Origin of the sequence: Serratia sp. PAMC26656 (assembly GCF_016469055.2) — a bacterium.
In the GTDB taxonomy this organism is placed as follows: Bacteria; Pseudomonadota; Gammaproteobacteria; order Enterobacterales; family Enterobacteriaceae; genus Serratia; species Serratia plymuthica.
In genome coordinates this window covers 4,004,007-4,030,295 of sequence record NZ_CP150486.1, presented here as the reverse complement: position 1 = coordinate 4,030,295, position 26,289 = coordinate 4,004,007, and the positions used below count along the sequence as shown (strand labels likewise).

Below are 26,289 nucleotides of genomic sequence, written 5' to 3'. Positions count from 1 at the left end.
AGGCTATTCCCTTTCCAACGCATGTATCGGATCCATCCCGGCGGCATGTTTCGCCGGGAAAAAGCCGAAAATCACCCCGATCAGCGTCGAACAGACAAATGCGGCGACGATCGAGGCCCCGGAATAGATCATGGTGAAGTTACTGCTGAATTGGCTGAACAGCACGCCGATCCCCAGTGACAGCAGCACCCCCAAAGCGCCGCCCAGCAAGCACACCAGCACCGCCTCGATTAAAAACTGTTGCATGATATCCCCGGTGCGAGCGCCTACTGCCATGCGCACGCCGATTTCGCGTGTGCGCTCGGTGACCGACACCAGCATGATATTCATCACCCCAATACCGCCCACCACCAGCGAGATCAACGCGATCATCGACACCAACAGCGTCAGGGTGGCTGTGGTTTTCTCAATGGTTTGGCGGATGCTGTCGGTGTTCATGACGAAGAAATCCTTGGTGCCGTGGCGCTGGCTCAGCAAACGGGTTACGCCGTCTTCGGCGCTGCCGAGGTCGATATCGTCGTTGACCCGCACGGTGATGCTCTTCAGGTAACTTTGGCCCAGCATGCGTTTCATGACGGTGGTGTAGGGGATCCAGACGTTCAGGTTTTCATCGCTGCCGAAGCCGCTCTGCTTTTTGGCGGCTACGCCGATAATCCGGCACGGCAGCGAACCGAGCAGGATCACTTCGCCGAGCGGATTGGCCCCGTTGGGGAACAGCTTATTGCGGGTATTCTCGTCGATCACCGCTTCCTGCATCAGGTTGTCGACGCTGTGGCGGTTGAACGCCATACCGCTGTCGATGCTGTAGCCGCGCACCAGAAAATATTGCTCGCCTACGCCATTGACCGTACCGCTGACCGACTGATTGCCATAGCGAAAAGTGGTGCTGCTGGACAGCGTCGGCGTCACGCTGTGGACGTATCCTTGTTGCGCCAGCGCGTCGGCGTCGGTGGCGCGCAGCGTCTGGATCGCCGCAGAGCGCATATCGCCGAAATCCTTGCCCGGGTAGATTTCCAGCGTGCTGGTGCCCATGGCATTGATGTTCGCCAGCACCTGCTGCTGCGAACCTTTGCCCAGCGCCACCACCGACACCACCGAAGCGATGCCGATGATAATGCCGAGCATGGTCAATAGAGTACGCAGACGCTGTGACGTCATCGCCAACACCGCCATTTTGAAGGCTTCGTAAAAGCGGTCGCGCTGCGATTGCCAGCGGCTGCCGGGACTTTCCGGCACCTTCGGCAGCAGCGCGTTGGTCTGGGCGGTTTTTTGCCGATCGGCGACAACTTCGCCGTCGCGCAGCTCAATGATGCGCTGGGCATGTTCGGCGATCTGCATGTCATGGGTGACGATCACCACCGTATGGCCGCGTGCGTGCAGGTCTTTCAGAATGCTCAGCACTTCTTGTCCGCTGTGGCTGTCCAGCGCGCCTGTCGGTTCGTCCGCCAGGATCACTTCACCGCCGTTCATCAGCGCGCGCGCGATGCTGACGCGTTGCTGCTGGCCGCCGGAGAGCTGGCTGGGCCGGTAGTTCAGACGGTCCGCCAGCCCAAGCCGCTGCAACAGATCTGCGGCACGCTGGCGGCGTGCGGCGCGCTGACGCCCGGCGTAGACCGCCGGCACCTCGACGTTGTCTTGCGCGGTGAGTTCCGCCAGCAGGTGATAGCGCTGGAAGATAAAACCGAAATGCTCGCGGCGCAGTTCGGCCAGGCTGTCGCGATCCAACCGCCCGGTGCTGCGTTCGGCAACCTGGTAATCCCCTTCGCTGGGGCGATCCAGGCAACCAAGAAGGTTCATCAGCGTCGATTTACCGGAGCCGGAAGCGCCGACGATCGCCACCATTTCACCCTGGCCGATGGTGAGATTGATATTGTTCAGCACCGTCACGCGTTGTTCGCCGGCCTGAAAATGGCGGCTGATGTTGCGCAGTTGCAACAGAGGAGGTGGGTTCATCAGTCACATCCCCATCGGCGGCGGGCCCATGCGCCGCGTGTCGCTTTGCGTCGCCGCGCTGACCTGGCTGACAATCACTTTTTCGCCGGCCAGCACGCCGCTGATGATCTGCGCGTCGACGTTGTTATTGATGCCGACCTTCACCGGGCGGCGGGCGATATTGCCTTGTTCGTCCACCACCTGCACCCAGTCGCCCTGTAACGCGGTGGCGGGGATCACCACCGCACCTTTCGCCTTGGCCAGCACGATATACACCTGCGCGGTCATGGAAATGCGCAGCGCGCCGTCGGGGTTTGCCACGTCGAACAGGCCGTTATAGTAAATCGCGGTGCTGGAGGTGGAAGAACTGCTGGAACTGGTGTTGCTGGAGCTCGACGTGGTGGTCTCATCATTGATCGAGTCGGGTGCGGGCTCTATCGCTCGCAGCGTGGCGCGGTAGCGTTTGCCCGGTTCGCCGAGAATGGTGAAATAGACCGACATGCCGGTTTTCACCTTCACCACGTCGGCCTCGGAAATCTGCGCTTCGATGGTCATGGTGTCCAGCCGGGCGACTTTGACGAGGGTCGGGGCGCTTTGCACCGCATTCACCGTCTGGCCTTCTTCAACCGGCAGCGCGACGATGGTGCCGTCGATCGGGGAGGTGATTTTGGTATAGCCGAGGTTGACCTGCGCAGTATTCACCGCGATCTGCGCTTGCACGATCTGCGCGTCCAGTGCGTTGATGTCGGCGCGGGTGGCATCCAGCGTGGCTCTGGTGCTGTCAAAATCCGCCTGCACGCCGACGCCGCGCGCCACTAGGGTCTGTTGGCGCTGATAGGCGAGCTGATTGTTGCGCAGCGCCGCCAGTTTTGAGGCGCGCTGCGCCTGTACGTTCTTCAATGCCGCTTCTGCGTCCCTCAGCGAGTTCTGCTGGGTTAAATCGTCGATCTCGGCCACCAGTTGCCCTTTATGCACCTTATCGCCCAACGCCACGCGCAGGGCCTTTATCTGGCCGGAGACCTGCGCGCCGACGCTGACCTGTTTTTGCGCTTCAATGGTGCCATCGGCCAGCACGGTTTGTTCCAGATCGCGCGTTTGCGCTACCGCAGTGATATAACGGGGCGTTTCGGCGGTGCCTTGCGCTCTGAAGTAGAGAAATAAGGCGATAGCAGCCACAATGACAGTGGGCAACAGATAGCGTTTTGAGCGTTGAAACGATGGCATGACGAAGAGGTTCCCTGGCATAAAAGCGCGGCAAAAATCTATTTGCACTAATTTAGCGCGCCGTCGGCCAGGCTGCGGTTAAGTGGCGTTCAGGAATGTGTAAGGATTGAGTAAAACCGGCTGCGAAGCAGGCAAATAGGCGTAAAAATGACGAAAATCCGCGAAGGAGCAAGGCATGAAAATATTATTGGTCGATGACGACCTGGAGCTCGGCACCATGCTGAGCGAATACCTGACCGGCGAAGGGTTTAACGCCACGTTGGTGCTGACCGGCAAGGCGGGGGTGGAAGGCGCGCTATCGGGTGAGTATACCGCGATGATCCTCGACATCATGCTGCCGGATATGAGTGGTATTGATGTGCTGCGCGACGTGCGTAAAAAAAGCCGTATGCCGATCATCATGTTGACGGCCAAAGGCGACAATATCGATCGTGTTATCGGCCTGGAGATGGGCGCCGATGACTATATGCCCAAGCCGTGCTATCCGCGTGAACTGGTGGCGCGCTTGCGCGCAGTGTTGCGCCGTTTCGACGAGCGTCCGGAAGAAGTGGATGACGAGATTGCCATCAGCTTCGGTGAATTGACGCTTAACCCCTCTACCCGCAGCAGCGAATGGCGCGGCAAGGCGTTTGATCTGACCGCTTCGGAGTTCAACCTGCTGGAACTGTTGTTGCGCGCGCCGGAGCGTGTGGTGTCCAAGGACGAGCTGTCGGAAAAAGGATTGGGGCGCCCACGTGAAGCCTATGACCGCAGCGTTGACGTTCATATCAGTAACATCCGCCAGAAGCTGGGCGCGCTGACGGACAACGTGCTCAGTATTGAGACGGTGCGCAGCATCGGCTACCGCATCAGGTAATGCCCATGCGCGGAAGACTATTCTGGAAAATTCTGCTGGGCTTCTGGCTCACGTTTATCATCATGACCCAGGCGTTGTGGGTCGCTTTTTCCCTGTATGGCGATCGCTATGAACCCCCGGAAAATGCCATGACCCGGCGGCTTATCAATTTGCAGTTGGCAACGGCCGGCACTTTGCTGCGCAGCGGCGGCGAGCCCGCCCTGGAAGCCATGATGCAAGACTGGTCGGACGATGACCGGCGCTTTTTGTCGGTAACCCCGATGGCGCATCCGCCTGCGACGGTGGAGGGGCCTTTCGAGGTTCGTCGCATGCCGGAAAATATCACGGCATGGGTGCAAACCGGAGACAACAGCGGCTACCTGTTGAATTATGACGTGCGCACCCTGCGCGAACAATACCGCCCCAATAAGCGTTCGCATTTCTTCAACATTCCCGCGCCGATGCTGTGGGTTGGCGGAGTGGGCGGGCTGTTGTTCAGCGCCGTGCTGGCCTGGAACCTGACCCGGCCGATGCGCAAACTGAGCGCTGGTTTTGATCGCGTGGCGCAGGGGGATTTGTCTGTGCGTCTGTTCCCGGCGATGCGCCGGCGGCACGATGAAATTTCTGAAGTGGCGCGCGATTTCGACACCATGGCCGAAAGGCTGGAACTGCTGGTCAGCGCTCGTGAGCAGTTACTGCACGATGTTTCGCACGAACTGCGCTCACCGCTTGCCCGGCTGCAGTTAGCCATCGGGTTGGCGCGGCAGAATGACGGCAACGTAGAGAACTCGTTGCAGCGTATAGAGCACGAAGCGGGGCGGTTGGACAAGATGATTGGCGAGTTGCTTGCGCTGTCGCGCGCCGAGAGCAACAACCTGCCGGACGAGGAGTATTTCGATCTTTACGGGTTGGTGGATGCGGTGGTCAACGACGCACGCTACGAAGCGCAGATCCCGGGGGTAGAGATCGTGTTGCAGGCCAGTTCTGACGTGGAGTACACCGTCAAAGGCAATGCCGAACTGATGCGGCGTGCGGTGGACAACATCGTGCGTAACGCATTGCGTTTCTCCAGCCACGGGCAGCGGGTAACTGTGGTGCTGACGCGTATCGACCAACTGTTTCAGATCGAGGTCAGCGATCAGGGGCCTGGGGTGGAAGAGGCAAAGCTTTCCAGTATTTTTGATCCGTTCGTTCGGGTGAAATCGGCGATGTCGGGCAAGGGCTATGGGCTGGGGCTGGCGATCACCCGCAAGGTGGTGCTGGCGCACGGCGGCCAGGTTGATGCGCGCAACGGTGAGCAAGAGGGGTTAATCATTACCCTCCGGATCCCGCGCTGGGAGTAAAGCCATGCAGATTGTGGGTGATTATGTTGATTTGGAATTATACTTTGCTATGATTGGTTAATGCGATATAAAAACTTGGAATATGGTGTTTTTTTGGTTTAACTTAGCGTGATAATGATGTCGTTATGAGTTGATGTGATCACAGCTTAGCGGAGACAACATGAACCCAACGATTTGGCCAGTAAAACAGCGCGAACAGCAGTGCTACCTTTCTGACTCGAGCATTTGGAATGAGTTTGTTTTTCGTGGTGACGACATCATTATCGCTTCATCACCTAAAGCGGGTACGACGTTGACACAACAAATTGTGGCCCAACTGGTGTTTAATGGTGATGAGAACGTAGCTATTGCCGATATTTCACCTTGGTTGGATTTTCGTCTTCCAGGTCGACAAATCCTGCTTGAGTTATATGCGCAACAGCAACATCGGAGGATCATAAAAACGCATCTTCCGGTCGATGCATTGGTGTATTCGCCGAAGGCCAAATATATCTATGTCGCTCGTGACGGGCGCGATTGCGCCTGGAGTCGGCATAATGTGGAATTAAACCTTAGCGAACAATTTCGTCAAGGGCTCGATAATGCCGAAGGGCAGATCGCCAAGGCTCCGCCACAAGCGGCTGCGGACGTTAAACAATACTGGCAGCAGTGGTTAAACCTGGAGGGTGAGGCATTTTGGCAGAACATCAAAAGTTGGTGGTCGATTCGTCATCTGCCCAATTTACTGTTGTTGCATTTTAACGATATTAAGCAAGATACGCCCGGTACCATCAGACGAATCGCCAGGTTTTTAGAGATCCCTATTCAAGACACGCATTGGCATGACATTGTACTGCATTGCTCGTTTGACTGGATGAAACAGAATGGGGAAAAGGTTGCACCAATGAACGGGAGTTTGTGGCAGGGCGGCGGCAATACATTTTTCAACAAAGGTGTAAATAAGCGTTGGGCAGAGGTGCTGTCCGCACAGGAATGCGCCGACTATGAGGCGAAAGCGAATCATGAGCTTGGTGAAGCCTGCGCGCATTGGTTGATCAATGGTGGTTGGCAAGCCCGCGAGGAGTGATTTTTCGCGGCAAGAATGACATAAAAAAAACGGCGCACTGGGCGCCGTTTATCTTTCACATTCGCAATTACTTCTTGATGCGGATGATCGGGGTTTCACCAACGATTACGGTACCGGACAGTTTGATCAGTTCTTTGATCTCGTCCATGTTGGAGATAACAACCGGCGTCAGGATAGACTTGGCTTTCTCTTCCAGCAGTGCCAGGTTGAACTCGATAACCACGTCGCCTTTCTTGACGCGCTGGCCTTCTTCAGCGATGCGTTTGAAGCCTTCGCCTTTCAGTTCAACGGTGTCGATACCGAAGTGGACAAACAGCTCGATGCCGCTGTCGGATTCGATAGAGAAAGCATGGTTGGTTTCGAAAATTTTACCGATAGTACCGTCAACCGGGGCAACCATTTTGTTGCCTGTCGGTTTGATGGCAATACCGTCGCCAACGATTTTTTCAGCGAAAACTACGTCAGGTACATCTTCGATGTTAACGATTTCGCCAGAAAGTGGAGCTACGATCTCGATAGTGCCCGTGTCTTTCTTGTCATCAGAAACCAGAGATTTCAGTTTATCGAACAAACCCATGATCTTCTCCTAAGCATTAAATTGGGCGGCGTTCCAGTGTCGTGGAAGTTTAGCAGAGCGTTTTTTCTTCGATGAATTTATTCACGCAATTCATCAGGTCTTGCGCCGTTGGCTGTGCCAAGGCTTGCGCTGCCAACGCCTTCACATCTTCGAAATTCGTATTACGAATAATTTTCTTGATGCGCGGGATTGAAATCGCACTCATGCTGAACTCATCCAGCCCCATGCCCAATAACAACAGTGTAGCACGCTCATCGCCAGCCAGTTCACCGCACATGCCGGTCCACTTGCCTTCTGCGTGAGATGCATCAATGACCTGTTTGATCAGGCCAAGCACTGATGGGGACATCGGGTTATAGAGATGAGAAATCAGCTCATTGCCGCGATCTACCGCCAGAGTATACTGGGTTAGATCGTTTGTCCCAATACTAAAGAAGTCGACTTCTTTCGCCAGATGGTGAGCAATCACCGCCGCAGCCGGTGTTTCCACCATTACGCCCACTTCAATTGTTTCGTCGAACGCCTTGCCTTCTTCACGCAGCTGCGCTTTCAGCGTTTCGAGTTCGCCTTTCAGATCGCGCACTTCTTCCACGGAAATGATCATCGGGAACATGATGCGCAGCTTGCCGAACGCGGAGGCGCGCAAAATGGCGCGCAGCTGGGCGTGCAGGATTTCTCTGCGATCCATGGCGATACGAATGGCGCGCCAGCCGAGGAACGGGTTCTCTTCTTTCGGCAGGTTCATGTACGGCAGGTCTTTGTCGCCGCCGATGTCCATGGTGCGGACGATCACGGCTTGTGCGCCTACGGCTTCCGCAACGGCTTTATAGGCCTGGAACTGCTCGTCTTCGGTTGGCAGCGAGTCGCGGTCCATGAACAGGAATTCGGTACGATACAGGCCGACACCTTCAGCGCCGTTGCGCTCTGCACCCGCGACGTCGCGGACGGTGCCGATGTTGGCGCAGACTTCAACCTGATGACCGTCCAGCGTAATCGCCGGCAGATCTTTCAGCTTGGCCAGATCGTTTTTCTCGGTAACGTACTGGATCTGTGCGGCTTTCAGCTGATCGATAACGTCAGCAGTTGGGTTAACGTAAATTTTATTGTTAACCGCGTCCAGAATCAGGTAGTCGTCGTTCTTCACCTGCTTGGTTACGTCGCTGGTGCCTACGATTGCCGGCAGTTCCAGGGAGCGAGCCATGATAGAGGTGTGCGAGGTACGGCCGCCGAGATCGGTGATGAAGCCCAGCACTTTGTCCAGGTTCAACTGCGCGGTCTCGGACGGGGTCAAATCGGTTGCAACCAGGATCACTTCGTCCTGGATGGCGCTCAAATCGACGATAGCCAGGCCCAGAATGTTCTGCAGCAGGCGTTTACCGATGTCGCGTACGTCGGCCGCACGTTCTTTCAGGTATTCATCGTCCAGCTCTTCCAGCGCTTTCGCCTGGCCTTCGATGATGGTGTAGGCTGCCGCATCGGCAGAAGCCAGATCGTCTTTGATAAGGGCTATGATTTCCTGCTCAAGCTCTTCGTCTTCCAGCAGCATGATGTGGCCTTCGAAGATGGCTTCTTTTTCTTCGCCGAAGGTTTCGCCAGCTTTGGTCTTGATCGCTTCCAGCTGTTCGGACGCTTTCGCGCGGCCAGCCAGAAAACGCGAGACTTCCTGCTCTACATGGTCTGCAGAGATTTTCTTCCGGTTGATGACAATTTCATCTTCTTTCAGTAGGAGAGCCTTACCAAAAGCGATACCCGGTGATACTAAAATGCCTGAAATCATAACCCTACCTTACTCTTGACTGGTTTTAACTAAAAAGACGGGCCGATTACTCAAGCTCTGCCATCAGTTTTACCAAGTGCTCAACGGCTTTCTGGTCGTCTTCACCTTCAGCAGAGATGGTCACTACGGTCCCTTGAGTCAGCCCCAGAGTTTGCAGTTTGAACAGGCTCTTGGCGCTGGCGCTTTTACCGTTGGAAGTCACGGTGATGTCAGACGTGAAGCCTTTGGCTTCTTTAACGAACTGAGCGGCAGGGCGAGTGTGCAGACCATTCGGAGCGGTAATAGTAACTTCTTGCTGGAACATTGATGTTTCCCCAACTTATTGGTGTGTTGTGGAGCTAAAGTTTAGCCCAAGGGTATTACTTTAGCTTGTCTGGTTAGCGCCTGACTATGGTACAGGGGCGAGTATTGATGCAACAGAAAACGACGAATTTGGCCCTTCAGATCAAAAAAAATTGGCTTCTGCCGTCGTTTCAATCAGCTCTCCATTATGCCGTGTTTAACGCAGCTGCGACAAACGAGTAAATCGATTCAGCTTAAAACATGGGACGGAGGGTGATTAATTTTGTGCATCGAAATAATGCACCGTTAAATACTAAAGCTGGCGGGTAAAATCAATCTTCAACTGCTATAAACTTTGATCCAGTCCACAAAAAAGCACCCCGAAAGGTGCTTTTTTAGCTATTTGTGCACAGCTGGCACTACTGTTGCAATTCTTGCTCGGTGAACAAATCGGCAAACAATGCAGTGCTCAGGTAGCGTTCACCGGAGGACGGCAGAATCACAACGATGGTTTTGTCGGCGAAGTCGGCTTCTTCAGCGATTTTCACCGCCGCCGCCACGGCCGCACCAGAGGAAATGCCCGCCAGAATGCCTTCTTCGTCCATCAGACGGCGCGCCATGCTGATGGCTTCGTCGTTGGTGATTTGTTCTACGCGGTCAACGAGATCGAGATCCAGGTTACCGGGGATAAAGCCGGCGCCGATGCCTTGAATCTTGTGCGGGCCCGGTTTGATTTCTTCACCGGCCAACGCCTGTGTGATCACCGGGGAATCGGTAGGCTCTACCGCCACGGTGGTAATTGCTTTGCCCTTGGTGTTCTTGATATAGCGGCTGACGCCGGTCAGCGTACCGCCGGTGCCGACGCCTGAGATGAAAACGTCGACCTCGCCATCGGTGTCTTCCCAGATTTCCGGGCCGGTGGTTTTCTCATGAATGGCTGGGTTAGCCGGGTTGCTGAACTGCTGCAGAATGAGGTAACGCTCCGGATCGGTAGCGACAATTTCTTCCGCCTTGGCGATGGCGCCTTTCATGCCTTTTGCGCCTTCGGTCAACACCAGGTTGGCCCCCAGCGCTTTAAGCAGTTTGCGACGCTCGATGCTCATGGTTTCCGGCATGGTCAGCGTCAGTTTGTAGCCGCGTGCGGCGGCGACGAAGGCCAGAGCGATGCCGGTGTTGCCGCTGGTCGGTTCTACCAGTTCTTTGCCGGCGACTAGGATGCCGCGTTTTTCTGCGTCCCAAATCATATTGGCACCGATGCGGCATTTAACGCTGAAGCTTGGGTTGCGTGATTCAACCTTGGCCAGAATGCGTCCGTTGCCGATACGGTTCAGACGAACCAGCGGCGTATGGCCGATCGTTAATGAGTTGTCTTCGTATATCTTGCTCATAGCCCGTCCTTTAACTCTATGAAAATGTGGGGAACATCGAAAGCATACGCTAACAGTACCGGCAGGGAAGTAAAGAATTGGTATATCGATATGTTATTAGGAAATAAGTTTTAAGCACAACGATAAGGGCGCAAATTGCGCGCCCTGTCGAAGAATTAATCGTAATGCGGGGAATGAAACGGCTCAGTAACGAACGAATTGTGTACGATAGCGGTCGACCCACATGGCGGTGGCGCCGCAAACCGCGACCGGCAGGATCACCAGATTAAGGATGGGGATCATGGTGAACAGGCTGACCATCGCGCCAAACTGCAGGTTGTCGGTTTTATGCTGACGCAGCGCACGACGCATATCGGCAAAGCTCACCTTATGGTTATCGAACGGGTAGTCGCAATACTGGATCGCCAGCATCCAGGCGCTGAACATAAACCACAGCACCGGCGCCACCGTTTGGCCAATCCCCGGAATGAAATAGAGTATCAGCAACAGCAGAGCACGTGGCAGGTAGTACGCCAGTTTGCGCCATTCACGTGCCATGATGCGCGGCAGGTCCTTCACAATGCCGAAGATGCCGGTGTCCGGCAGCGGCTTGCCGGTCAGGCTGCCCTCCAGATGTTCGGCCAGCAGGCCGCAGAACGGCGCGGCAATCAGGTTGGTGAGCGTGCTGAACAAATAGCTGAATACCAGCAGGACGGAAATGACCGTCAGCGGCCACAACAGATAGCTCAGCCACTGCAGCCAGTTGGGCACGTGGCTCATCATGCTGGGGATCCAATCGCCCAACTGGGTGAACAGCCACCAGAAAGCGGAACCCATCAGCAGCACGTTGACCAGCAACGGCAGGACGACATAGCGTTTAATCCCCGGGCGCGAAATCAGGCGCCAACCTTCGGCAAAATAATGAAAGCCGCTGGTGGAGTGAGAAGGTGACTGCGTATAGGACATATCTTAAGTTATCTCGTTGTCTGAACAGGCATCGCTATCATATCGGGATGATTTTCTACTGGCTAGGGTGTCATTGGCTGAAAAAACAGCAAAAAAAGGCAGTATAATCATCTTTATTGGCATAAAGTTCAGCACGGACTTGCACTTGTGTGCTCGGGCAAATAGAGTTAAAGAGTGAATGTTTGCCGCGGTGGCAATGTATTGGAACAACAGAGATAGCAATGATGCAGGATTTGCGTCTGATATTAATCGTTGTTGGCGCGATCGCCATAATAGCGTTGTTATTGCACGGTCTGTGGACCAGTCGCAAAGAACGCTCATCGCTTTTCCGCGATCGCCCAGCCAAGCGTTCTAAAAAAGAACGTGAACAATCCCCGATCGATGATCTCGATGAAGGCGTGGGAGAGGTGCGTGTACGCGCCGTCAACCCGCACGATGAGCCGTCGTTTGGTCATTTTGATGCCGCACGCGAAGAACCCGTGGTTGCGCCGAAGCCTGCTCCGGCGGCCGAGTCAACGCCACGTGCCGTTCAACCGGCTGCTCATCAGTCTCCGCCACCGCTGTCTCAGCGGCCGGATTATGATGACATCCTGCTGGACAACTACGCGCGGGATGCAGACGACGACGAGCCGCAGCAGCCTGCGCTGCGCCGTGAACCGCGCGTTGACGATCTGCCGCCTGTGGCGACTGCAGCAGAGCCGGCGTTCCGCGCCGAACCTGCGCATCAGCCGCAGCCGGAAGTGAAACCCGCGGCGGTGGAACCTCAGCCTGCTCCTGCAGCCATTAAACCGGCAAAACTGAAAGAAACCGTACTGGTGCTGCACGTTACCGCACATCAGGGTGGCGTGATCGGCGGCGAAGTTCTGCTGCAGAGCGTGCTGCAAGCGGGCTTCCAGTTTGGCGCAATGGGGATTTTCCATCGCCATATCAGCCCGGCAGGCAGTGGTCCTGTGCTGTTCAGCCTGGCGAATATGGTCAAGCCGGGATCTTTTGATCCTGACATGATGTCCGATTTCTCCACGCCGGGCGTGTCGATGTTCATGATGGTGCCGTCTTATGGCGACGCTAATCAGAACTTCAAGCTGATGCTGCAGTCGGCACAGCGGATCGCCGACGACGTGGGCGGTGTGGTGCTGGACGATGAGCGCCGCATGATGACCCCGCAGAAGCTGGAAACCTACAAAGCGCGCATCCGTGAAGTGTTGGAAAGCAACGCCTGATCGGTAGCGACGCGCACTGAACATCCGTAACAACAAAGCCCCCGCTTGCCGGGGGTTTTTTATCTTTGATGGTGAGCCATGGAATCGATAATCCAAAAAATCAATCAACTACGAACCTCACTGCGCCATCACGAATACCAATATCATGTGCTTGATGCGCCGGAAGTACCGGATGCGGAATATGATCGTCTGATGCATGAGTTGCGTGAACTGGAAAACGCGCACCCGGAGCTGATCACCGCCGATTCGCCGACCCAGCGCGTGGGCGCTGCTCCGCTGGCGGCGTTCGATCAGGTGCGGCATGAAGTGCCGATGCTGTCGCTGGATAACGTATTCGACGAAGAAAGCTTTCTGGCGTTCTACAAACGCGTGCAGGATCGCCTGAAGAGCAGCGATCCGCTCACTTTCTGTTGTGAGCTGAAGCTGGACGGTCTGGCGGTCAGCCTGCTGTACGAAGACGGCGAACTGGTGCGTGCAGCCACGCGCGGCGATGGCACCACCGGCGAGAACATTACCTCCAACGTGCGTACCATCCGCGCCATTCCGCTGCGTCTGAGCGGCGACAATATCCCGCGTCGGCTGGAAGTGCGCGGCGAAGTGTTTATGCCGCAGGCCGGCTTTGAACAGATGAACGATGAGGCGCGTCGCAAGGACGGCAAGATATTTGCCAACCCGCGCAACGCCGCCGCCGGTTCTATCCGTCAGCTCGATCCGCGTATTACCGCCAAACGCCCACTGACCTTTTTCTGCTATGGCGTTGGCTTGCTGGAAGGCGGCGAGCTGCCGCGCAGTCACTGGCAGCGCCTGATGCAGTTTAAAAACTGGGGCTTACCGGTCAGCGATCGCGCCAAATGCTGCACCGGCAGCGACGAAGTATTGGCTTTCTACCGCCAGGTGGAGCAGGACCGCGCGCAGCTCGGGTTCGATATCGACGGCGTGGTGGTCAAAATTGATGATATCGATCTGCAGGAAACGCTTGGCTTTGTGGCGCGGGCGCCACGTTGGGCGACGGCATTCAAGTTCCCGGCGCAGGAACAAATTACCGTGGTGCGCGAAGTGGAATTCCAGGTTGGGCGTACCGGGGCGATAACGCCGGTGGCGAGACTGGAACCGGTGCAGGTTGCCGGCGTGATCGTCAGCAACGCCACGCTGCACAATGCCGACGAGATCGAACGTTTGGGCCTGCGTATCGGCGATACGGTGATCGTGCGCCGTGCCGGTGACGTGATCCCGAAGGTGGTCGGGGTGATTGAGGATCGCCGCCCGCAGGACGCACGTGAAATCGTGTTCCCACTGCATTGCCCGGTCTGTGGTTCCGATGTGGAGCGGGTTGAAGGCGAGGCGGTAACGCGTTGCACCGGTGGGCTGATTTGCGCCGCGCAGCGTAAAGAAGCGCTGAAGCACTTCGTTTCCCGGCGCGCGATGGACGTCGACGGCATGGGCGACAAGATCATCGAGCAACTGGTAGAAAAAGAATATGTGAAGAATCCGGCCGATTTATTCCGCTTGTCCGCCGGTATTCTGACCGGGTTGGATCGCATGGGGCCGAAGTCGGCGCAGAACCTGGTCAACGCGCTGGAGAAATCCAAGCGGACCACCTTTGCCCGTTTCCTGTATGCGCTCGGCATCCGCGAAGTGGGCGAGGCCACGGCGGCTAACCTGGCGGCGCACTTCGGCGAACTGCAAAAGCTGTACGACGCCGATATCGACGCGTTGAAACAAGTCCCGGACGTCGGTGAGGTGGTGGCGAAGCATGTGCGTCATTTCCTCGACGAAGAGCTTAACCAGAAGGTGATCGACGAACTGATTGGCGCCGAGATTGGCATCAACTGGCCGGAAGTGGTGGTGGTAGCGGCGGAAGAGATCGACAGCCCGTTTGCCGGTAAAACCGTGGTGTTGACCGGTTCGTTGAGCCAACTTTCACGCGATGAGGCTAAAGATCGTCTGACGGCACTGGGCGCCAAGGTCAGCGGCAGCGTCTCGAAAAAGACTGATTTGGTGATTGCCGGCGAAGCGGCCGGCTCCAAGCTGGTGAAGGCGCAGGAATTGGGCATTGCAGTGATCGACGAAGCGGAAATGATCCGCCTGCTGGGTGTCTGATGGAAAAAGAGAACCTGATCGAGATCGCCAATACGCTGATGCCGTTTGGCAAGTACCAAGGGCGGGCGCTGATTGACCTGCCTGAAGAGTATCTGCTGTGGTTCGCCCGCAAAGGCGAGTTCCCCAACGGTAAACTCGGCATGCTGATGGAAATGACGCTGGCGATTAAAATCGAAGGGCTTGACCACCTGGTCAAGCCGTTAAAAAAGGGTTGAACGGGCAGACGGGCGAAAGCCCGTTTTGTTTATCCGCGCGATATCTCTGCGTTAAGCGCCCTTTGTTTTTCCTGCTGTTTCTTCTGATAACGTCTCGCCAACACTGCACAGGTCATTAATTGCACCTGATGGAACACCATCAGCGGCAAAACCATAATCCCCACGGTTGAAGCCGGGAACAGGATATTGGCCATCGGGATGCCGTTCGCCAGGCTTTTCTTAGAGCCGCAGAACACGATGGTGATTTCGTCGGCTTTGCTAAAGCCCATCCAGCGCGCCATGTAAGTGTTCACCACCAGCACGATCGTCAGCAGGACGATGCTGCCCGCCACGATAAACACCAGCGAACCCATGCCCACCTGATGCCAGATACCGTGCGTGACCGCCTCGCTGAACGCGGCGTAGACCACCAGCAGAATCGATGTCTGGTCGGTTTTACCGATAAGCTTGCGGTTGCGTTCGATCCACTTGCCGATCAGCGGCCGTGACAAATGGCCGGCAACGAACGGCACCAACAGTTGCAGCACAATCGAGCCGACCTGTTGCAGGCTGCCGGTTTCACCGTGGACGTTCATCAGCAGCCCGACCAACAGCGGTGAGACGAAGATCCCCAGCAGGCTAGAGGCCGACGCGCTGCACACGGCGGCGGCGACGTTGCCCCCCGCCAGCGAAGTAAAGGCGATGGCCGATTGCACGGTGGCGGGCAGAATACACAGGTAGATAAAGCCGGAATACAGCTCGGGGCTGACGTCGATCGGCGACCACCATTTAAACAGCACGCCGAGCGCCGGAAAAATGATAAAGGTGCTGAACATCACCCACAGATGCAGCCGCCAGTTGTTGCTGCCGGCCAGAATGGCTTCGCGCGACAGCTTGGCGCCGTGCATAAAGAACAGCAGGGCGATGGCGGCGATGGTCAGCACGTTTAGCCAGCCGACAAATTCGCCCCGCGCAGGCAGGAACGACGCCAGCAATACGGTGGCGAGCAGCGTCAGGGTAAAGCGGTCGGGCAGGAATCTCATGGTGGCGTACTCGAATAAAAATGATGCGCTTATTGTGGTGCTGCGGGATATAATAATTAAATTGATTTATTTAATTTATTTATGAAAAAAATACATGAATTATTCCATCAAGCAGCTCAGAGTGTTTGTCGCCATTGCCCGGCACCGCAGCTTCAGCCGGGCCGGTGAGGCCATTGGCCTGACCCAGTCGGCGGTCAGCCACAGCGTGAAAGAACTGGAAGCGGAGATTGGCGTGCGCCTGCTGGACCGTACCACGCGCGAAGTGGTGCTGACCGACGCCGGGCAGCGGTTGGCCAATCGCGTTGAACGGCTGCTGGATGAATTGCAAACCTCGTTGCTGGATGCACGCAGCTTTGGCGTGCAGCGCAGCGGTACGGTGCGCGTGGCTTCCAGCCAGACTATCTCCGCCCACCTGATGCCGCAATGCATCGCCGCCGGGGAGCAGCAGTATCCGGATATTCGCATCATGCTGCGTGACCAGGCGCAACAGCAGGTGCTGCACAGCATTCGTAACGCCGAGGTGGATTTTGGCATCGTGGTGGATCCGATCCAGGCGGTGGATCTGGACTGCGAACCGATTCTGCATGAACCCTTCCTGCTGTTGTGCCGCCGCGATCACCCGTTCGCCGCACTGCCCGAGGTGCACTGGTCGGCATTGAACGGCAGCCGTTTGGTGTTGCAGGATTATGCTTCCGGCAGTCGGCCACTGATTGACAGCGCTCTGCGTCAGCAGGGAGTGGAAGCGCCGGTTGTGCAGGAAATCGGTCACCCGGCGACGCTGTTTCCCATGGTGGCGGCGGGTATCGGCATCAGCATTTTCCCGGCGCTGGCGTTACCGTTACCGGAAGGCGGGCAATTGAAAGTGTGTCGGCTGGTGCCGGAAATTAATCGTGCGCTGATGCTGGTGCGGCGCAAAAACCGCTCGTTGACGCCGGCTGCGGAGGTGATTTGGCAGGTCGTTGGGCAGCAGGCGGCGTTGCTGCAACAGCAACGCCGTCAACAGGTGGATTATTGAATCAGATATACACGTCCACGGCATTCAGCGCGGTGGGGCGATTGACGCCATCGCCTTTGACCGGGGCGCTGCCGGAGGCGGCTTTCGCCATCTGTTCCTGCTGTTGCTTTTCCATTTCTTCTTTCTGAATACGTTCGATTTCGGCCTGCAGCATTTTGATCTGCGCCTGGATCAGCTGTTTCTGTTTTTCGATCTGTTGGGCATCGCCGCCCGAGTCTTTGAGATCCACCAGTTTTTGTTGCAAATCCTGGATCTGTTTATTCAGCGCCTTGATCCGTGCCGAGGCGCTGCTGTCGGAGATATTGACCTGTTCACCGCTGCCGGCGCCTTCGGTTTCTTTGGGTTTACCGCCTTCGGGCTGCTGGTTGACAGGCTTGGCCATCAGCACCTGGCCCTGTTTGCCGGGGGCGCTGAAGACGTTGCTGACGCCGGGCACGGTGTTTTTTACCGGCACGATCATGGTAATGCTGGTGGACATGATGCTCTCCCTGAGTCTTGATGTTTCTGCTCAAGGTATCGGCAGCGGCGGGTAAAACTTTACCCGCGAACTTGCCGCAGCCGCGGCCAGCGCTGCAGCCAGCCTTTGTCGGCCACCCGTTGGTTGAATGTGTGGATATCGCCGTTTTTGGCATTGAAGGTAATGGTGTCGTCGAACAGTCGCTCGAGGCCGAAAGGCGCCACCAGTTGGATGTTGTCATCGGCGTTCAGACGCACGCCAACCGCCGTTTCAAACTCGGTCCAAAAGCTGATGGCATCCTCGCTGTTGAGGTAGGGCGTCCGCCCGCTGCGCAGGTGCATGCGAGCCTGATTTTTCACCGACCACGGCTGAGGCAACCACTGTTGCAGCCGCGCCTCCAGCATCCGATCGCGCTCCGCTTCCGCCCGTTGCGGATCAAAATGAATCACGTCGATGTCGTTGAGCGGTGTCGGGGAGGCATAACCGTGGAGCCGGTCCCACACCAGATTGCGTACAAATCCGGCACCCAGGCACCAGTCATTCAGGCCGAGCCGCCGTACGGTGCGCAATACCGCCATTCTTTCGTTATCTTGCTGTAACCACTGGATAATTTGCTGCTGCCGGTTCATTACCTCTCCTTTGTTGCAGCTACTGTAACCCGAAGCGCTCGCCGGCGGAATGCAATGCATGATTTTAGTGCAGGCTCAGGCTGCCCGAAGCCTGGCGGTAAACGGCATTAACCGCATGATTTCCGGTAAAAAATAAATTCATCTGTCGACTGACTACACTTGGTACAGGGTTTGCAACTTCCGGTGATCATTCCGGGCAGAACAGGGGAGCGCTATGTATCAGGCAACGCTTAGCCGGCGCAGCTACCGTTTCAATGATTTACGCCAACTGATGGCAAAGGCGTCACCGGCCCGTTCCGGCGACTATCTGGCGGAGGTGGCGGCGGAGAGCGCGGAGGAACGCATGGCGGCGCGCATTGCGCTGGCGGAGGTACCGCTGAAAACGTTTTTGCAGCAGTTGCTGGTGCCTTACGAAGAGGACGAGGTCACGCGGCTGATTATCGACAGCCATGATGCCGTGGCCTTCGCGCCGATCTCCCACCTGACGGTGGGGGATTTCCGCGATTGGTTACTGAGCGAGCAGGCGGACAGCGCAATGCTGGCGCAGGTCGCCGCCGGGATTACACCTGAAATGGCGGCGGCGGTGAGCAAGCTTATGCGCAATCAGGATCTGATCCTGGTGGCGAAGAAGTGCCGGGTGGTGACGCGATTTCGCAATACTCTCGGCTTGCCAGGCCGCATCAGCGTGCGGTTGCAGCCTAATCATCCGACCGACAGCCTGCAGGGCATCGCCGCCAGCATGCTCGACGGCCTGTTGTACGGCAGCGGCGACGCGGTGGTCGGCATCAACCCGGCCAGCGACAGCCTGCCGCTGCTGGAAAAGCTCAATTACATGCTGGATGACGTGATCCAGCGTTTCGCCATTCCCACACAGTCTTGCGTGCTGACGCACGTCACCAACACGCTGCGGCTGATGGAACGCGGCGCGCCGGTGGATTTGGTGTTCCAGTCGATCGCCGGCACAGAGGCCGCCAACACCGGCTTCGGCATTAATCTGGCGCTGCTGGCGGAGGCGCAGCAGGCGGCGCTGAGTCTCAATCGCGGTACGCTGGGCAATAACGTGATGTATTTCGAAACCGGGCAGGGCAGTTGCCTGTCGGCCAATGCGCATCACGGCGTTGATCAGCAAACCTGCGAGGCGCGTGCCTATGCGGTGGCGCGCCATTTCTCTCCGTTGTTGATCAATACCGTGGTCGGGTTTATCGGCCCGGAATATCTGTATGACGGTAAACAGATTATTCGCGCCGGGCTGGAGGATCACTTCTGCGGCAAGCTGCTCGGTCTGCCGCTGGGGTGCGACGTGTGCTACACCAATCATGCGGAGGCGGATCAGGATGACATGGACACGTTGCTGACGCTGTTGGCCACCGCCGGATTAACCTTTTTGATTGGCGTGCCGGGAGCGGACGACATCATGCTCAATTATCAGAGCACTTCTTTCCACGACGCGTTGTATATCCGCGAACTGCTGGGGCTCAAACATGCACCGGAGTTTGCCGACTGGTTGGTGAAAATGCATATCACCGACGAACTGGGGCGGCTGCGCGATACGGCCTCCAACCATCCGTTGTTGCTGGCGTTGCAGGGAGAGAGTTGATGAATAAACCGGTTCACGTCAACAGCTGGGATGCGCTGCGCGCCTTTACCGATGCGCGTATCGCGTTGGGGCGCACCGGCGCCAGCCTGCCCACCGGCGAGCTGCTTAAATTCGGCCTGGCGCATGCGCAGGCGCGCGATGCGGTACATCAGCCGTTCGACAGCGATACGCTGGCCGGAGCATTGCAGGAAAGTGGCTGGCAGACGCTGACGGTGCACAGTCAGGCCGCTGACCGCACCGCCTACCTGAGCCGGCCGGATCTGGGGCGGCGGTTGGCGGCGGACAGCCGCAGTCTGCTGCTGGGCCTGCCGGACAAGGCGGCCGATTTGCTGCTGGTGGTGGCGGACGGTCTGTCCTCCAAGGCGGTGCACCGTCAGGCGTTACCCTTGTTGCAGGCGCTGCGGCCTTATCTCGATCTGTTGGGGCTCTCCGTAGCGCCCGTGGTGCTGGCGCATCAGTCGCGAGTGGCGTTGGGGGATGATATCGGCGAGTGTCTGCGGGCAAAAGCGGTGGCGATATTGATTGGCGAGCGGCCGGGTCTGTCCTCGCCGGACAGCCTGGGAATTTACCTTACCTGGGGGCCGAACACCCGGCGGCGCGAGTCGGAGCGTAACTGTATCTCCAACGTTCGCCCGGAAGGGCTGGATTACCCGCAGGCGGCGTTCAAGCTGGCGTGGCTGCTGGAACAGGCGTTCCAGCGGGGTCTGACCGGGATTGAACTGAAAGATGAAAGCGATAACCCGGCGTTGTATGGCCGGGTCTCGCCGCTTCATTCCCAACTGGGGGGCTGACCGATACTTTGCTGCAGCAGGGTGGTGAATGCGTTTAACCGGGCGGAGATCTTGGCCACCGGCCGCAGCAGGTAGATGCCCTGTTGTTCCTGGCGCGGATCCTCCAGCACGGGTTGCAAGCGGCCGGCCTGGATATCCGGGCCAACCACCCAGTTGGGTAAAAAGGTGATCCCCAGTCCAAGCAGCGCCGCCTGGCGCTGGGCGGTAAAGTCGTTGCAGCGCAGTACCATACTGCAACGGTTCAGTAGCTGACCGCTGAGGATTTGCGTCCAGCAGGCCGGTTGCTGTTTGTTATAACGGGCAATCAGCCGATGTTCCGGTAGCGCGTTCAGGTCCTCTGGGCAGCCATAGCGGGCGATATAGTCGGGGCTGGCACACATGACCCAGCGCTGAGTGGCTATTCGGCTGGCGTACAGCCCACTGTCTTTCTGTTCGCCGATGCGGATGGCTGCGTCCAGCAATTCCTGCGTCGGATCGGTCTGGCGTTCGGTCAGATCCAGGTCAACAAACAGCTGCGGGTAGCGTTCAGCCAGCGTCGGCAACAGCGGCAGGATGTAGGTCTTGCCAAAGGTCGGCAGGCAACTGATGCGCAACGTTCCCTGCGGCACATCACTTAGCGAGGCCAGTTCTGCGCGGATATCGGTGATGTCCGACAGCAGCGCCGCCGCCCGCGCCTTCAGCATTTCCCCGGCATCCGTCAGCATCAGGCCGCGCGTCGAGCGGATAAACAGCGTGGCGCCCAGGGCGCTTTCCAGCGCGTCGATGTGGCGAACCAGCGAAGAGGGCACCATACCCAGTTTACGGGCGGCAGCGGAGAAGCTGCCCAACAGGGCCACTTCGAGAAATATCGGCAGATGTTCAACATAGCGGGCGTCATTCATCTTTGCATTATATGCAAAAGCGTTTCTTATGAATACCGGGTTCTCTGCCCACCGCATTGCGGTTACTCTTTTTCTGGGGCTTACGGACGGTAAGAGCGAACCGGGATCCCGCCGCAAAGAGAAAAATAGATAAACGAGTTTGATGACAACGGCGTTTTTACGACCGAGATACCCGGGCCTAGCGCACCGAGGGGCGCTCCGACGGCCAAGGCCGTTACGACCCCTTCGGCACGCTCTCCCTAATAACGGGCTTTGCCAGCAGACTGAATGTATAAATCAAGCGGTTTTTAAACTTAAAACAACGCCATTCTCCCAGGCGCCGCCATGCGCCTGCGACAGTGATTGCTGCTTCAATACCAGAGTAAACGTTCAATTTGACGCTGTGCCAGCCAACAATGATTAGTGAATCTAAATCGTTGTTGAGGTTGAGCGTCGCCGGCCTGCCGTGCCGGTTTTTTTGTCGCCGCTGGCTGAATCGTTCCACCTGAACGCGTCGTCGGCGACATCTTTGCTTACCTTTCAGGTGAGCATTTTTGAACGCGTGGGGGCACTTCGCACTGCGCTGGTGGAGGAGTACGTAATGAACGAAAAGCAGGGTTGTTCCTGTGCGCACCATTTGGTGCAGGGTTTCGCCAGGCAGTCAGTGATTGCCGGGGAGGGTGAAATCTATCAAATCTCGCTGATGAGCGCGTTAATCAGCGGCGTTTACGAAGGGGAAGTGACCATTGCCGAATTGCTTCGGCACGGCAACTTTGGCCTGGGCACCTTCAACCACCTTGATGGCGAATTGATCGCCTTTGATGATGAAATTCACCAACTGCGCGCCGACGGCAGCGCGCGACCGGCCAGGAATGATCAGAAAACCCCCTTTGCCGTTGTCACCTTTTTCCAACCAAGCGTTACCCAAAGCTTCGATCGTCCTATCACCAAAGCGCAGCTGCACCAGTGCATTGATGAGCAGGTGGCTTCGCCGAACCTGTTCTGCGCGGTGCGCGTCGACGGTGTATTCAGCCATGTGGAAACCCGCACCGTGCCGCGTCAGGAACGTCCCTACCGCCCGATGCTGGAGGCAATCGAGGAGCAACCGACCTTTGCCTTTCTCAAGCGGCAGGGAACTCTGGTTGGCTTCCGTTCGCCGGACTACATGCAGGGAGTCGGCGTAGCCGGCTATCACGAGCACTTCGTTACCGATGATCGCAGCGGCGGCGGCCACGTGTTGGATTACCAGCTCGACCACGGTCGCCTGCAATTTGGGGTGATCACCCGTCTCAATCTTCAATTGCCGCATGATGCGGATTTTCTGCGCGCCGACCTCTGTCCGGAGGATTTGGACCGCGCGATTCGTTCTGCCGAGGGTTAATTCCGCGACAGCCGTGGGTATATTTTCAGGAGGTGTGTTCCATGAACAAGGCAAAAACAGACAATAACTGGGCGTGTGGCGCAGATTTAGTGGTGAAAAATCTGGAAGCGCAGGGCGTCAAATACGTGTTCGGTATTCCGGGGGCAAAAATCGACCGGGTATTCGATTCGCTGGAGGACGCGCCGTCGATAGAAACGGTGGTGGTCCGACACGAGGCCAATGCGGCGTTTATGGCGGCTGCGGTCGGGCGGTTGACCGGTAAGGCGGGGGTGGCGCTGGTCACCTCCGGGCCTGGCAGTTCCAATCTGATCACCGGGCTGGCGACCGCCACCTCGGAAGGGGATGCGGTGGTGGCGATCGGCGGTGCGGTGAAGCGCGCCGATAACCTCAAACAGACCCACCAGAGCATGGATACCGTCAGCATGTTCCGGCCGGTGACCAAATATTGCGCCGAAGTGCATGCCGGCGTGGCGATTTCCGAAGTGATCGCCAATGCTTTCCGCCATGCCGAGTTTGGCCGTCCGGGTGCGTCGTTCATCAGCTTGCCGATGGACATTGTGAATGAGCCGGTCAGCGCGCCGGTGCTGGCGGGGTGCCGCCTGCCACGCATGGGGGCCGCCGCCGCCGATGACATTCGCACGGCGGTAAAATTGATCCAGCAGGCGAAGTGTCCGGTGATGCTGTTGGGTCTGCAGGCCAGCCGCCCGGAAAACAGCGAGGCGGTGCGTCATCTGCTGCACCGCACCCATATGCCGGTGGTGGGCACCTATCAGGCGGCGGGAGTGATCGACGTTAATCATTTCGCCAGGTTTGCCGGCCGCGTCGGGTTGTTCAACAACCAGCCGGCCGATCAACTGTTGCAGAAAGCCGATCTGGTGGTCAGCGTCGGCTACGGCCCGATCGAATACGATCCCTGCATGTGGAACAGCCAGGGCAAATTGAAGCTGGTGCATATCGACGTGCTGCCGGCGGATATCGATACCTGTTACCGCCCGGACGTGGAGCTGGTGGGCAATATCAGCGCGACCCTCGATATGATGACCGAAGCCTTCAGCGCCGTGGTGAGCGTGCCGGCAGAGGTTGAACTGATCCTCAGCGATCTGGGGCGGCAGCGTACCGAGTTGGCAGAACGCGCCGCACGCCGTGGCGGCATGCCGATCCATCCGCTGCGTATCGTGAAAGAGCTGCAGGATATTGTCAGCGACGACGTGACGCTGTGCGTGGATATGGGCAGTTTTCACATCTGGATCGCGCGCTATCTCTATAGCTTCCGCGCAAGACAACTGCTGATCTCCAACGGCCAGCAGACTATGGGGGTGGCGTTGCCGTGGGCGATTGGCGCAGCGCTGGTGCGCCCGGGGGACAAAGTGGTGTCAATCTCCGGCGACGGCGGCTTTATGCAGTCGAGCATGGAGCTGGAAACCGCGGTGCGGCTGAAAAATAACATCGTGCACGTGATTTGGGTGGATAACGCCTACAACATGGTGGAAATGCAGGAGGTGAGTAAATACCGACGCAAGTCCGGTGTGGAATTTGGCCCGATCGATTTTAAAGCCTATGCGGAATCCTGCGGTGCGGTAGGGTTTGCCGTGCAGTCGGTAGATGACCTGCGGCCGATGCTGCGCAAAGCGATGGACATTCAGGGGCCGGTGGTGGTGGCGATCCCGGTCGACTATGCCGACAACTACAAACTGATGGCGCAGATGAACTTCAGCCAGATGATTTAATTTCATTATGTCGGTTAACCACGGGGAGCGGCCTTTGCGGCGCACCCCGTTTTTTATGCTCGAAATTTGTGCTTTACAACCCTAACTGCATGATTTATTGGTATCCGTCGGGTTCGTTTTCTAACCACTGGGGATGGCAGGATGAAAAATAAAACACGCACAATGACGCTGGGATTGTTGGCTCTGGCGATGATGGGCGGCGCACATGCCAGCACGCTGGTTTATTGTTCCGAAAGCTCGCCGGAAGGGTTCAACCCGCAGCTGTTCACCTCGGGCCCCACCGTAGACGCCAGTTCTGCGACGATCTACAACCGGCTGGTGGATTTCAAAACCGGCACCGTCGAGCTGCAACCCAGCCTGGCGGAAAGTTGGGAAGTGAGCGAGGACGGCAAGCAGTACACTTTCCATCTGCGCAAGGGCGTGAAATTCCAGAGTAACAAGTTCTTTACCCCAACCCGCGACTTCAACGCCGACGATGTGATCTTCTCCTTCATGCGGCAAAAAGACGCCAATCATCCGTATCACAAAGTCTCCAACGGCGCTTACACCAATTTTGAATCCATGGAATTCGGCACGCTGATCGACAAGATTGTCAAAGTGGACGACAGCACGGTGCGCTTTGAGCTTTCGCGCGCCGAAGCGCCGTTCGTGGCCGACCTCGGCATGTATTTCGCCACCATTTTATCGGCGGAATATGCCGATGCGATGCTGAAGGCCGGCACGCCGCAACGGGTCGATAACGACCCGATAGGCACCGGGCCGTTCCAACTGGTGCAGTATCAGAAAGACGCGAAGATCCTCTACAAAGCGTTCGACCACTATTGGGAGGGCAAACCGAAGATTGACCGTCTGGTGTTCTCGATAACCCCGGACGCCGCGGTGCGCTATGCCAAACTGCAAAAAAATGAATGCCAGGTGATGCCATTCCCCAACCCGGCGGATTTAGCGCGGATGCGCCAGGACCCGAACATTCAGGTGATGGAGAAATCCGGTTTGAATATCGGTTTCCTGGCGTTTAATACCCAGAAAAAACCGCTGGATAACGTCAAGGTACGCCAGGCGCTGGCGATGGCGGTGAATAAACCGGCGATCATCGAAGCGGTGTTTCACGGCGCGGGGCAGCAGGCGAAGAACCTGCTGCCGCCGACCCAGTGGGGCAGCAACGACAAGATTGAGGATTACCCGTACGCGCCGGAGAAAGCCAGGCAACTGCTGAAGGACGCCGGTTTGGGCCAGGGTTTTGCGATGGATCTGTGGGCGATGCCGGTGCAGCGGCCCTACAACCCGAACGCCAAACGCATGGCGGAGATGATCCAGTCCGATTGGGCGAAGATTGGCGTGAAGGCTAAAATTGTCACTTTCGAGTGGGGCGAATATCTGCAGCGGCTCAAAAATGGCGAACACCAGACCGCGTTGGTGGGGTGGACTACCGCCAATGGCGATCCGGATAACTTCTTCGGTCCGTTGTTTACCTGTGTTTCGGCCAACGGCGGTTCAAACTCGGCCAAATGGTGCTACCCGCCTTTTGATAAGCTGATCCTGCAGGCGCGTGAAGAGAACGATCATGCCAAGCGAGTGGCGCTGTATGAGCAGGCTCAGGTGATGATGCATGAGCAGATGCCGGCGTTGATGATTGCCCACTCGACCATTTTTGAGCCGGTGCGCAAGGAAGTGAAAGGGTACGAAATCGACCCGTTCGGCAAGCACATCTTCAAACAGGTATCGCTGGAGAAATAATAAAAAGGGGGCTGCGTGGCAGCCCCCGAGTTTGATGACAAAGTTGCCTTTGAGCCCGAGATACTCGGGCCTAGCGCACCGAGGGGCTATTATGGGACACATCCGTGTGTCCCACCCTGCGGGCCGACATGAAGTCGTTCCAATTTGCTCCCGGCAAATTGGTCAGCGG

24 protein-coding genes are annotated in these 26,289 nt (G+C 57.1%); 12 read left to right on the top strand and 12 right to left on the bottom strand.

Annotated features, from left to right (window positions below; genetic code table 11):
• Positions 1-3 precede the first annotated feature (3 nt).
• Both JEM67_RS19990 and JEM67_RS19985 read right to left on the bottom strand, forming a co-directional pair.
• Complete coding sequence (locus JEM67_RS19990) at positions 4-1,953, bottom strand: MacB family efflux pump subunit (protein WP_199636119.1); 1,950 nt, start codon at positions 1,951-1,953, stop codon at positions 4-6.
• Between the two features lie 3 nt (positions 1,954-1,956).
• On the bottom strand, positions 1,957-3,156 hold the full coding sequence (locus JEM67_RS19985) for an efflux RND transporter periplasmic adaptor subunit (protein ID WP_199636120.1): 1,200 nt from the start codon (positions 3,154-3,156) through the stop codon (positions 1,957-1,959).
• Positions 3,157-3,331: 175 nt separating this feature from the next.
• Here JEM67_RS19985 and JEM67_RS19980 point away from each other — a divergent pair, with 175 nt between their 5' ends.
• The 3 genes from JEM67_RS19980 (at position 3,332) to JEM67_RS19970 (ending at position 6,400) form a co-directional block, all read left to right on the top strand.
• Positions 3,332-4,012, top strand: a complete 681-nt coding sequence (locus JEM67_RS19980; protein ID WP_013814009.1) for a response regulator transcription factor — start codon at positions 3,332-3,334, stop codon at positions 4,010-4,012.
• 5 nt (positions 4,013-4,017) lie between these two features.
• Complete coding sequence (locus JEM67_RS19975; protein ID WP_199636121.1) at positions 4,018-5,334, top strand: ATP-binding protein; 1,317 nt, start codon at positions 4,018-4,020, stop codon at positions 5,332-5,334.
• 160 nt (positions 5,335-5,494) lie between these two features.
• Complete coding sequence (locus tag JEM67_RS19970) at positions 5,495-6,400, top strand: sulfotransferase domain-containing protein (RefSeq protein WP_013814007.1); 906 nt, start codon at positions 5,495-5,497, stop codon at positions 6,398-6,400.
• Between the two features lie 67 nt (positions 6,401-6,467).
• Here the strand turns inward: JEM67_RS19970 and crr are convergent, their stop codons facing one another.
• The 5 genes from crr to cysZ form a co-directional block, all read right to left on the bottom strand.
• Positions 6,468-6,977 (bottom strand): PTS glucose transporter subunit IIA, encoded by a 510-nt coding sequence (gene crr / locus JEM67_RS19965; protein WP_004947686.1) that lies wholly within the window; start codon positions 6,975-6,977, stop codon positions 6,468-6,470.
• Positions 6,978-7,026: 49 nt separating this feature from the next.
• Complete coding sequence (ptsI, locus tag JEM67_RS19960; RefSeq protein ID WP_013814006.1) at positions 7,027-8,754, bottom strand: phosphoenolpyruvate-protein phosphotransferase PtsI; 1,728 nt, start codon at positions 8,752-8,754, stop codon at positions 7,027-7,029.
• A 46-nt stretch (positions 8,755-8,800) separates the two neighbouring features.
• Positions 8,801-9,058, bottom strand: a complete 258-nt coding sequence (gene ptsH, locus JEM67_RS19955) for a phosphocarrier protein Hpr (protein ID WP_004947679.1) — start codon at positions 9,056-9,058, stop codon at positions 8,801-8,803.
• A 397-nt stretch (positions 9,059-9,455) separates the two neighbouring features.
• A complete protein-coding gene (gene cysK / locus JEM67_RS19950; protein ID WP_004947678.1) occupies positions 9,456-10,424 on the bottom strand; it encodes a cysteine synthase A in 969 nt (322 codons plus the stop codon).
• Between the two features lie 183 nt (positions 10,425-10,607).
• Entirely contained in the window at positions 10,608-11,369 is a 762-nt protein-coding gene (gene cysZ / locus JEM67_RS19945) for a sulfate transporter CysZ (RefSeq protein WP_199636122.1), read from the bottom strand.
• A gap of 221 nt (positions 11,370-11,590) precedes the next feature.
• Here cysZ and zipA point away from each other — a divergent pair, with 221 nt between their 5' ends.
• The 3 genes from zipA to JEM67_RS19930 all read left to right on the top strand — a co-directional run bounded on the left by zipA (position 11,591) and on the right by JEM67_RS19930 (position 14,904).
• Positions 11,591-12,589: a cell division protein ZipA gene (gene zipA, locus JEM67_RS19940; RefSeq protein ID WP_199636123.1), complete on the top strand. Its 999-nt coding sequence runs from the start codon at positions 11,591-11,593 to the stop codon at positions 12,587-12,589.
• Positions 12,590-12,667: 78 nt separating this feature from the next.
• Complete coding sequence (gene ligA / locus JEM67_RS19935) at positions 12,668-14,689, top strand: NAD-dependent DNA ligase LigA (RefSeq protein ID WP_199636124.1); 2,022 nt, start codon at positions 12,668-12,670, stop codon at positions 14,687-14,689.
• The gene (locus JEM67_RS19930) at positions 14,689-14,904 is read left to right on the top strand and encodes a DUF3820 family protein (protein ID WP_199636125.1); all 216 of its coding nucleotides are present in this window, start codon (positions 14,689-14,691) and stop codon (positions 14,902-14,904) included. The genes ligA and JEM67_RS19930 overlap by 1 nt, the downstream gene beginning before the upstream one ends.
• 29 nt (positions 14,905-14,933) lie before the next feature.
• On the opposite strand, the gene JEM67_RS19925 is transcribed toward JEM67_RS19930, so the two are convergent.
• Complete coding sequence (locus tag JEM67_RS19925; protein ID WP_199636126.1) at positions 14,934-15,926, bottom strand: bile acid:sodium symporter family protein; 993 nt, start codon at positions 15,924-15,926, stop codon at positions 14,934-14,936.
• Positions 15,927-16,020: 94 nt separating this feature from the next.
• On the opposite strand from JEM67_RS19925, the gene JEM67_RS19920 reads away from it, so the two are divergent.
• Positions 16,021-16,941, top strand: a complete 921-nt coding sequence (locus tag JEM67_RS19920) for a LysR family transcriptional regulator (protein ID WP_199636127.1) — start codon at positions 16,021-16,023, stop codon at positions 16,939-16,941.
• Between the two features lies 1 nt (position 16,942).
• Here the strand turns inward: JEM67_RS19920 and JEM67_RS19915 are convergent, their stop codons facing one another.
• On the bottom strand, positions 16,943-17,419 hold the full coding sequence (locus JEM67_RS19915) for a FlxA-like family protein (protein ID WP_013814000.1): 477 nt from the start codon (positions 17,417-17,419) through the stop codon (positions 16,943-16,945).
• Between the two features lie 59 nt (positions 17,420-17,478).
• A complete protein-coding gene (locus JEM67_RS19910; protein WP_199636128.1) occupies positions 17,479-18,027 on the bottom strand; it encodes a nucleotidyltransferase family protein in 549 nt (182 codons plus the stop codon).
• Between the two features lie 214 nt (positions 18,028-18,241).
• Between JEM67_RS19910 and JEM67_RS19905 the strand changes: the two genes are divergently transcribed.
• Together JEM67_RS19905 and eutC are read left to right on the top strand one after the other, a co-directional pair.
• Complete coding sequence (locus tag JEM67_RS19905; protein ID WP_199636129.1) at positions 18,242-19,624, top strand: ethanolamine ammonia-lyase subunit EutB; 1,383 nt, start codon at positions 18,242-18,244, stop codon at positions 19,622-19,624.
• Complete coding sequence (eutC, locus tag JEM67_RS19900; RefSeq protein WP_013813997.1) at positions 19,624-20,415, top strand: ethanolamine ammonia-lyase subunit EutC; 792 nt, start codon at positions 19,624-19,626, stop codon at positions 20,413-20,415. The genes JEM67_RS19905 and eutC overlap by 1 nt, the downstream gene beginning before the upstream one ends.
• Here the strand turns inward: eutC and JEM67_RS19895 are convergent.
• Both JEM67_RS19895 and JEM67_RS19890 read right to left on the bottom strand, forming a co-directional pair.
• The gene (locus tag JEM67_RS19895; protein ID WP_013813996.1) at positions 20,394-21,353 is read right to left on the bottom strand and encodes a LysR family transcriptional regulator; all 960 of its coding nucleotides are present in this window, start codon (positions 21,351-21,353) and stop codon (positions 20,394-20,396) included. The genes eutC and JEM67_RS19895 overlap by 22 nt on opposite strands.
• Positions 21,354-21,510: 157 nt before the next feature.
• The gene (locus JEM67_RS19890) at positions 21,511-21,780 is read right to left on the bottom strand and encodes a hypothetical protein (protein ID WP_199636130.1); all 270 of its coding nucleotides are present in this window, start codon (positions 21,778-21,780) and stop codon (positions 21,511-21,513) included.
• Between the two features lie 96 nt (positions 21,781-21,876).
• Between JEM67_RS19890 and budA the strand changes: the two genes are divergently transcribed.
• From budA to JEM67_RS19875, 3 genes are all read left to right on the top strand, one after another.
• Positions 21,877-22,656, top strand: a complete 780-nt coding sequence (budA, locus tag JEM67_RS19885) for an acetolactate decarboxylase (protein ID WP_199636131.1) — start codon at positions 21,877-21,879, stop codon at positions 22,654-22,656.
• A 41-nt stretch (positions 22,657-22,697) separates the two neighbouring features.
• Positions 22,698-24,383: an acetolactate synthase AlsS gene (gene alsS, locus JEM67_RS19880; protein WP_004947648.1), complete on the top strand. Its 1,686-nt coding sequence runs from the start codon at positions 22,698-22,700 to the stop codon at positions 24,381-24,383.
• Between the two features lie 162 nt (positions 24,384-24,545).
• Positions 24,546-26,120 (top strand): ABC transporter substrate-binding protein, encoded by a 1,575-nt coding sequence (locus JEM67_RS19875; protein WP_233527711.1) that lies wholly within the window; start codon positions 24,546-24,548, stop codon positions 26,118-26,120.
• Positions 26,121-26,289 lie beyond the last annotated feature (169 nt).

Coding starts and splice junctions, on each gene's coding strand:
- JEM67_RS19925 (WP_199636126.1), bottom strand. CDS start 15,926: ATGAGATTCCTGCCCGACCGCTTTACCCTGACGCTGCTCGCCACCGTA.
- JEM67_RS19905 (WP_199636129.1), top strand. CDS start 18,242: ATGTATCAGGCAACGCTTAGCCGGCGCAGCTACCGTTTCAATGATTTA.
- eutC (WP_013813997.1), top strand. CDS start 19,624: ATGAATAAACCGGTTCACGTCAACAGCTGGGATGCGCTGCGCGCCTTT.
- ptsI (WP_013814006.1), bottom strand. CDS start 8,754: ATGATTTCAGGCATTTTAGTATCACCGGGTATCGCTTTTGGTAAGGCT.
- alsS (WP_004947648.1), top strand. CDS start 22,698: ATGAACAAGGCAAAAACAGACAATAACTGGGCGTGTGGCGCAGATTTA.
- JEM67_RS19990 (WP_199636119.1), bottom strand. CDS start 1,953: ATGAACCCACCTCCTCTGTTGCAACTGCGCAACATCAGCCGCCATTTT.
- cysZ (WP_199636122.1), bottom strand. CDS start 11,369: ATGTCCTATACGCAGTCACCTTCTCACTCCACCAGCGGCTTTCATTAT.
- JEM67_RS19975 (WP_199636121.1), top strand. CDS start 4,018: ATGCGCGGAAGACTATTCTGGAAAATTCTGCTGGGCTTCTGGCTCACG.
- JEM67_RS19910 (WP_199636128.1), bottom strand. CDS start 18,027: ATGAACCGGCAGCAGCAAATTATCCAGTGGTTACAGCAAGATAACGAA.
- JEM67_RS19970 (WP_013814007.1), top strand. CDS start 5,495: ATGAACCCAACGATTTGGCCAGTAAAACAGCGCGAACAGCAGTGCTAC.
- JEM67_RS19875 (WP_233527711.1), top strand. CDS start 24,546: ATGACGCTGGGATTGTTGGCTCTGGCGATGATGGGCGGCGCACATGCC.
- JEM67_RS19915 (WP_013814000.1), bottom strand. CDS start 17,419: ATGTCCACCAGCATTACCATGATCGTGCCGGTAAAAAACACCGTGCCC.
- ptsH (WP_004947679.1), bottom strand. CDS start 9,058: ATGTTCCAGCAAGAAGTTACTATTACCGCTCCGAATGGTCTGCACACT.
- JEM67_RS19895 (WP_013813996.1), bottom strand. CDS start 21,353: ATGCGGTGGGCAGAGAACCCGGTATTCATAAGAAACGCTTTTGCATAT.
- JEM67_RS19920 (WP_199636127.1), top strand. CDS start 16,021: ATGAATTATTCCATCAAGCAGCTCAGAGTGTTTGTCGCCATTGCCCGG.
- budA (WP_199636131.1), top strand. CDS start 21,877: ATGAACGAAAAGCAGGGTTGTTCCTGTGCGCACCATTTGGTGCAGGGT.
- JEM67_RS19985 (WP_199636120.1), bottom strand. CDS start 3,156: ATGCCATCGTTTCAACGCTCAAAACGCTATCTGTTGCCCACTGTCATT.
- JEM67_RS19930 (WP_199636125.1), top strand. CDS start 14,689: ATGGAAAAAGAGAACCTGATCGAGATCGCCAATACGCTGATGCCGTTT.
- crr (WP_004947686.1), bottom strand. CDS start 6,977: ATGGGTTTGTTCGATAAACTGAAATCTCTGGTTTCTGATGACAAGAAA.
- cysK (WP_004947678.1), bottom strand. CDS start 10,424: ATGAGCAAGATATACGAAGACAACTCATTAACGATCGGCCATACGCCG.
- zipA (WP_199636123.1), top strand. CDS start 11,591: ATGATGCAGGATTTGCGTCTGATATTAATCGTTGTTGGCGCGATCGCC.
- JEM67_RS19980 (WP_013814009.1), top strand. CDS start 3,332: ATGAAAATATTATTGGTCGATGACGACCTGGAGCTCGGCACCATGCTG.
- ligA (WP_199636124.1), top strand. CDS start 12,668: ATGGAATCGATAATCCAAAAAATCAATCAACTACGAACCTCACTGCGC.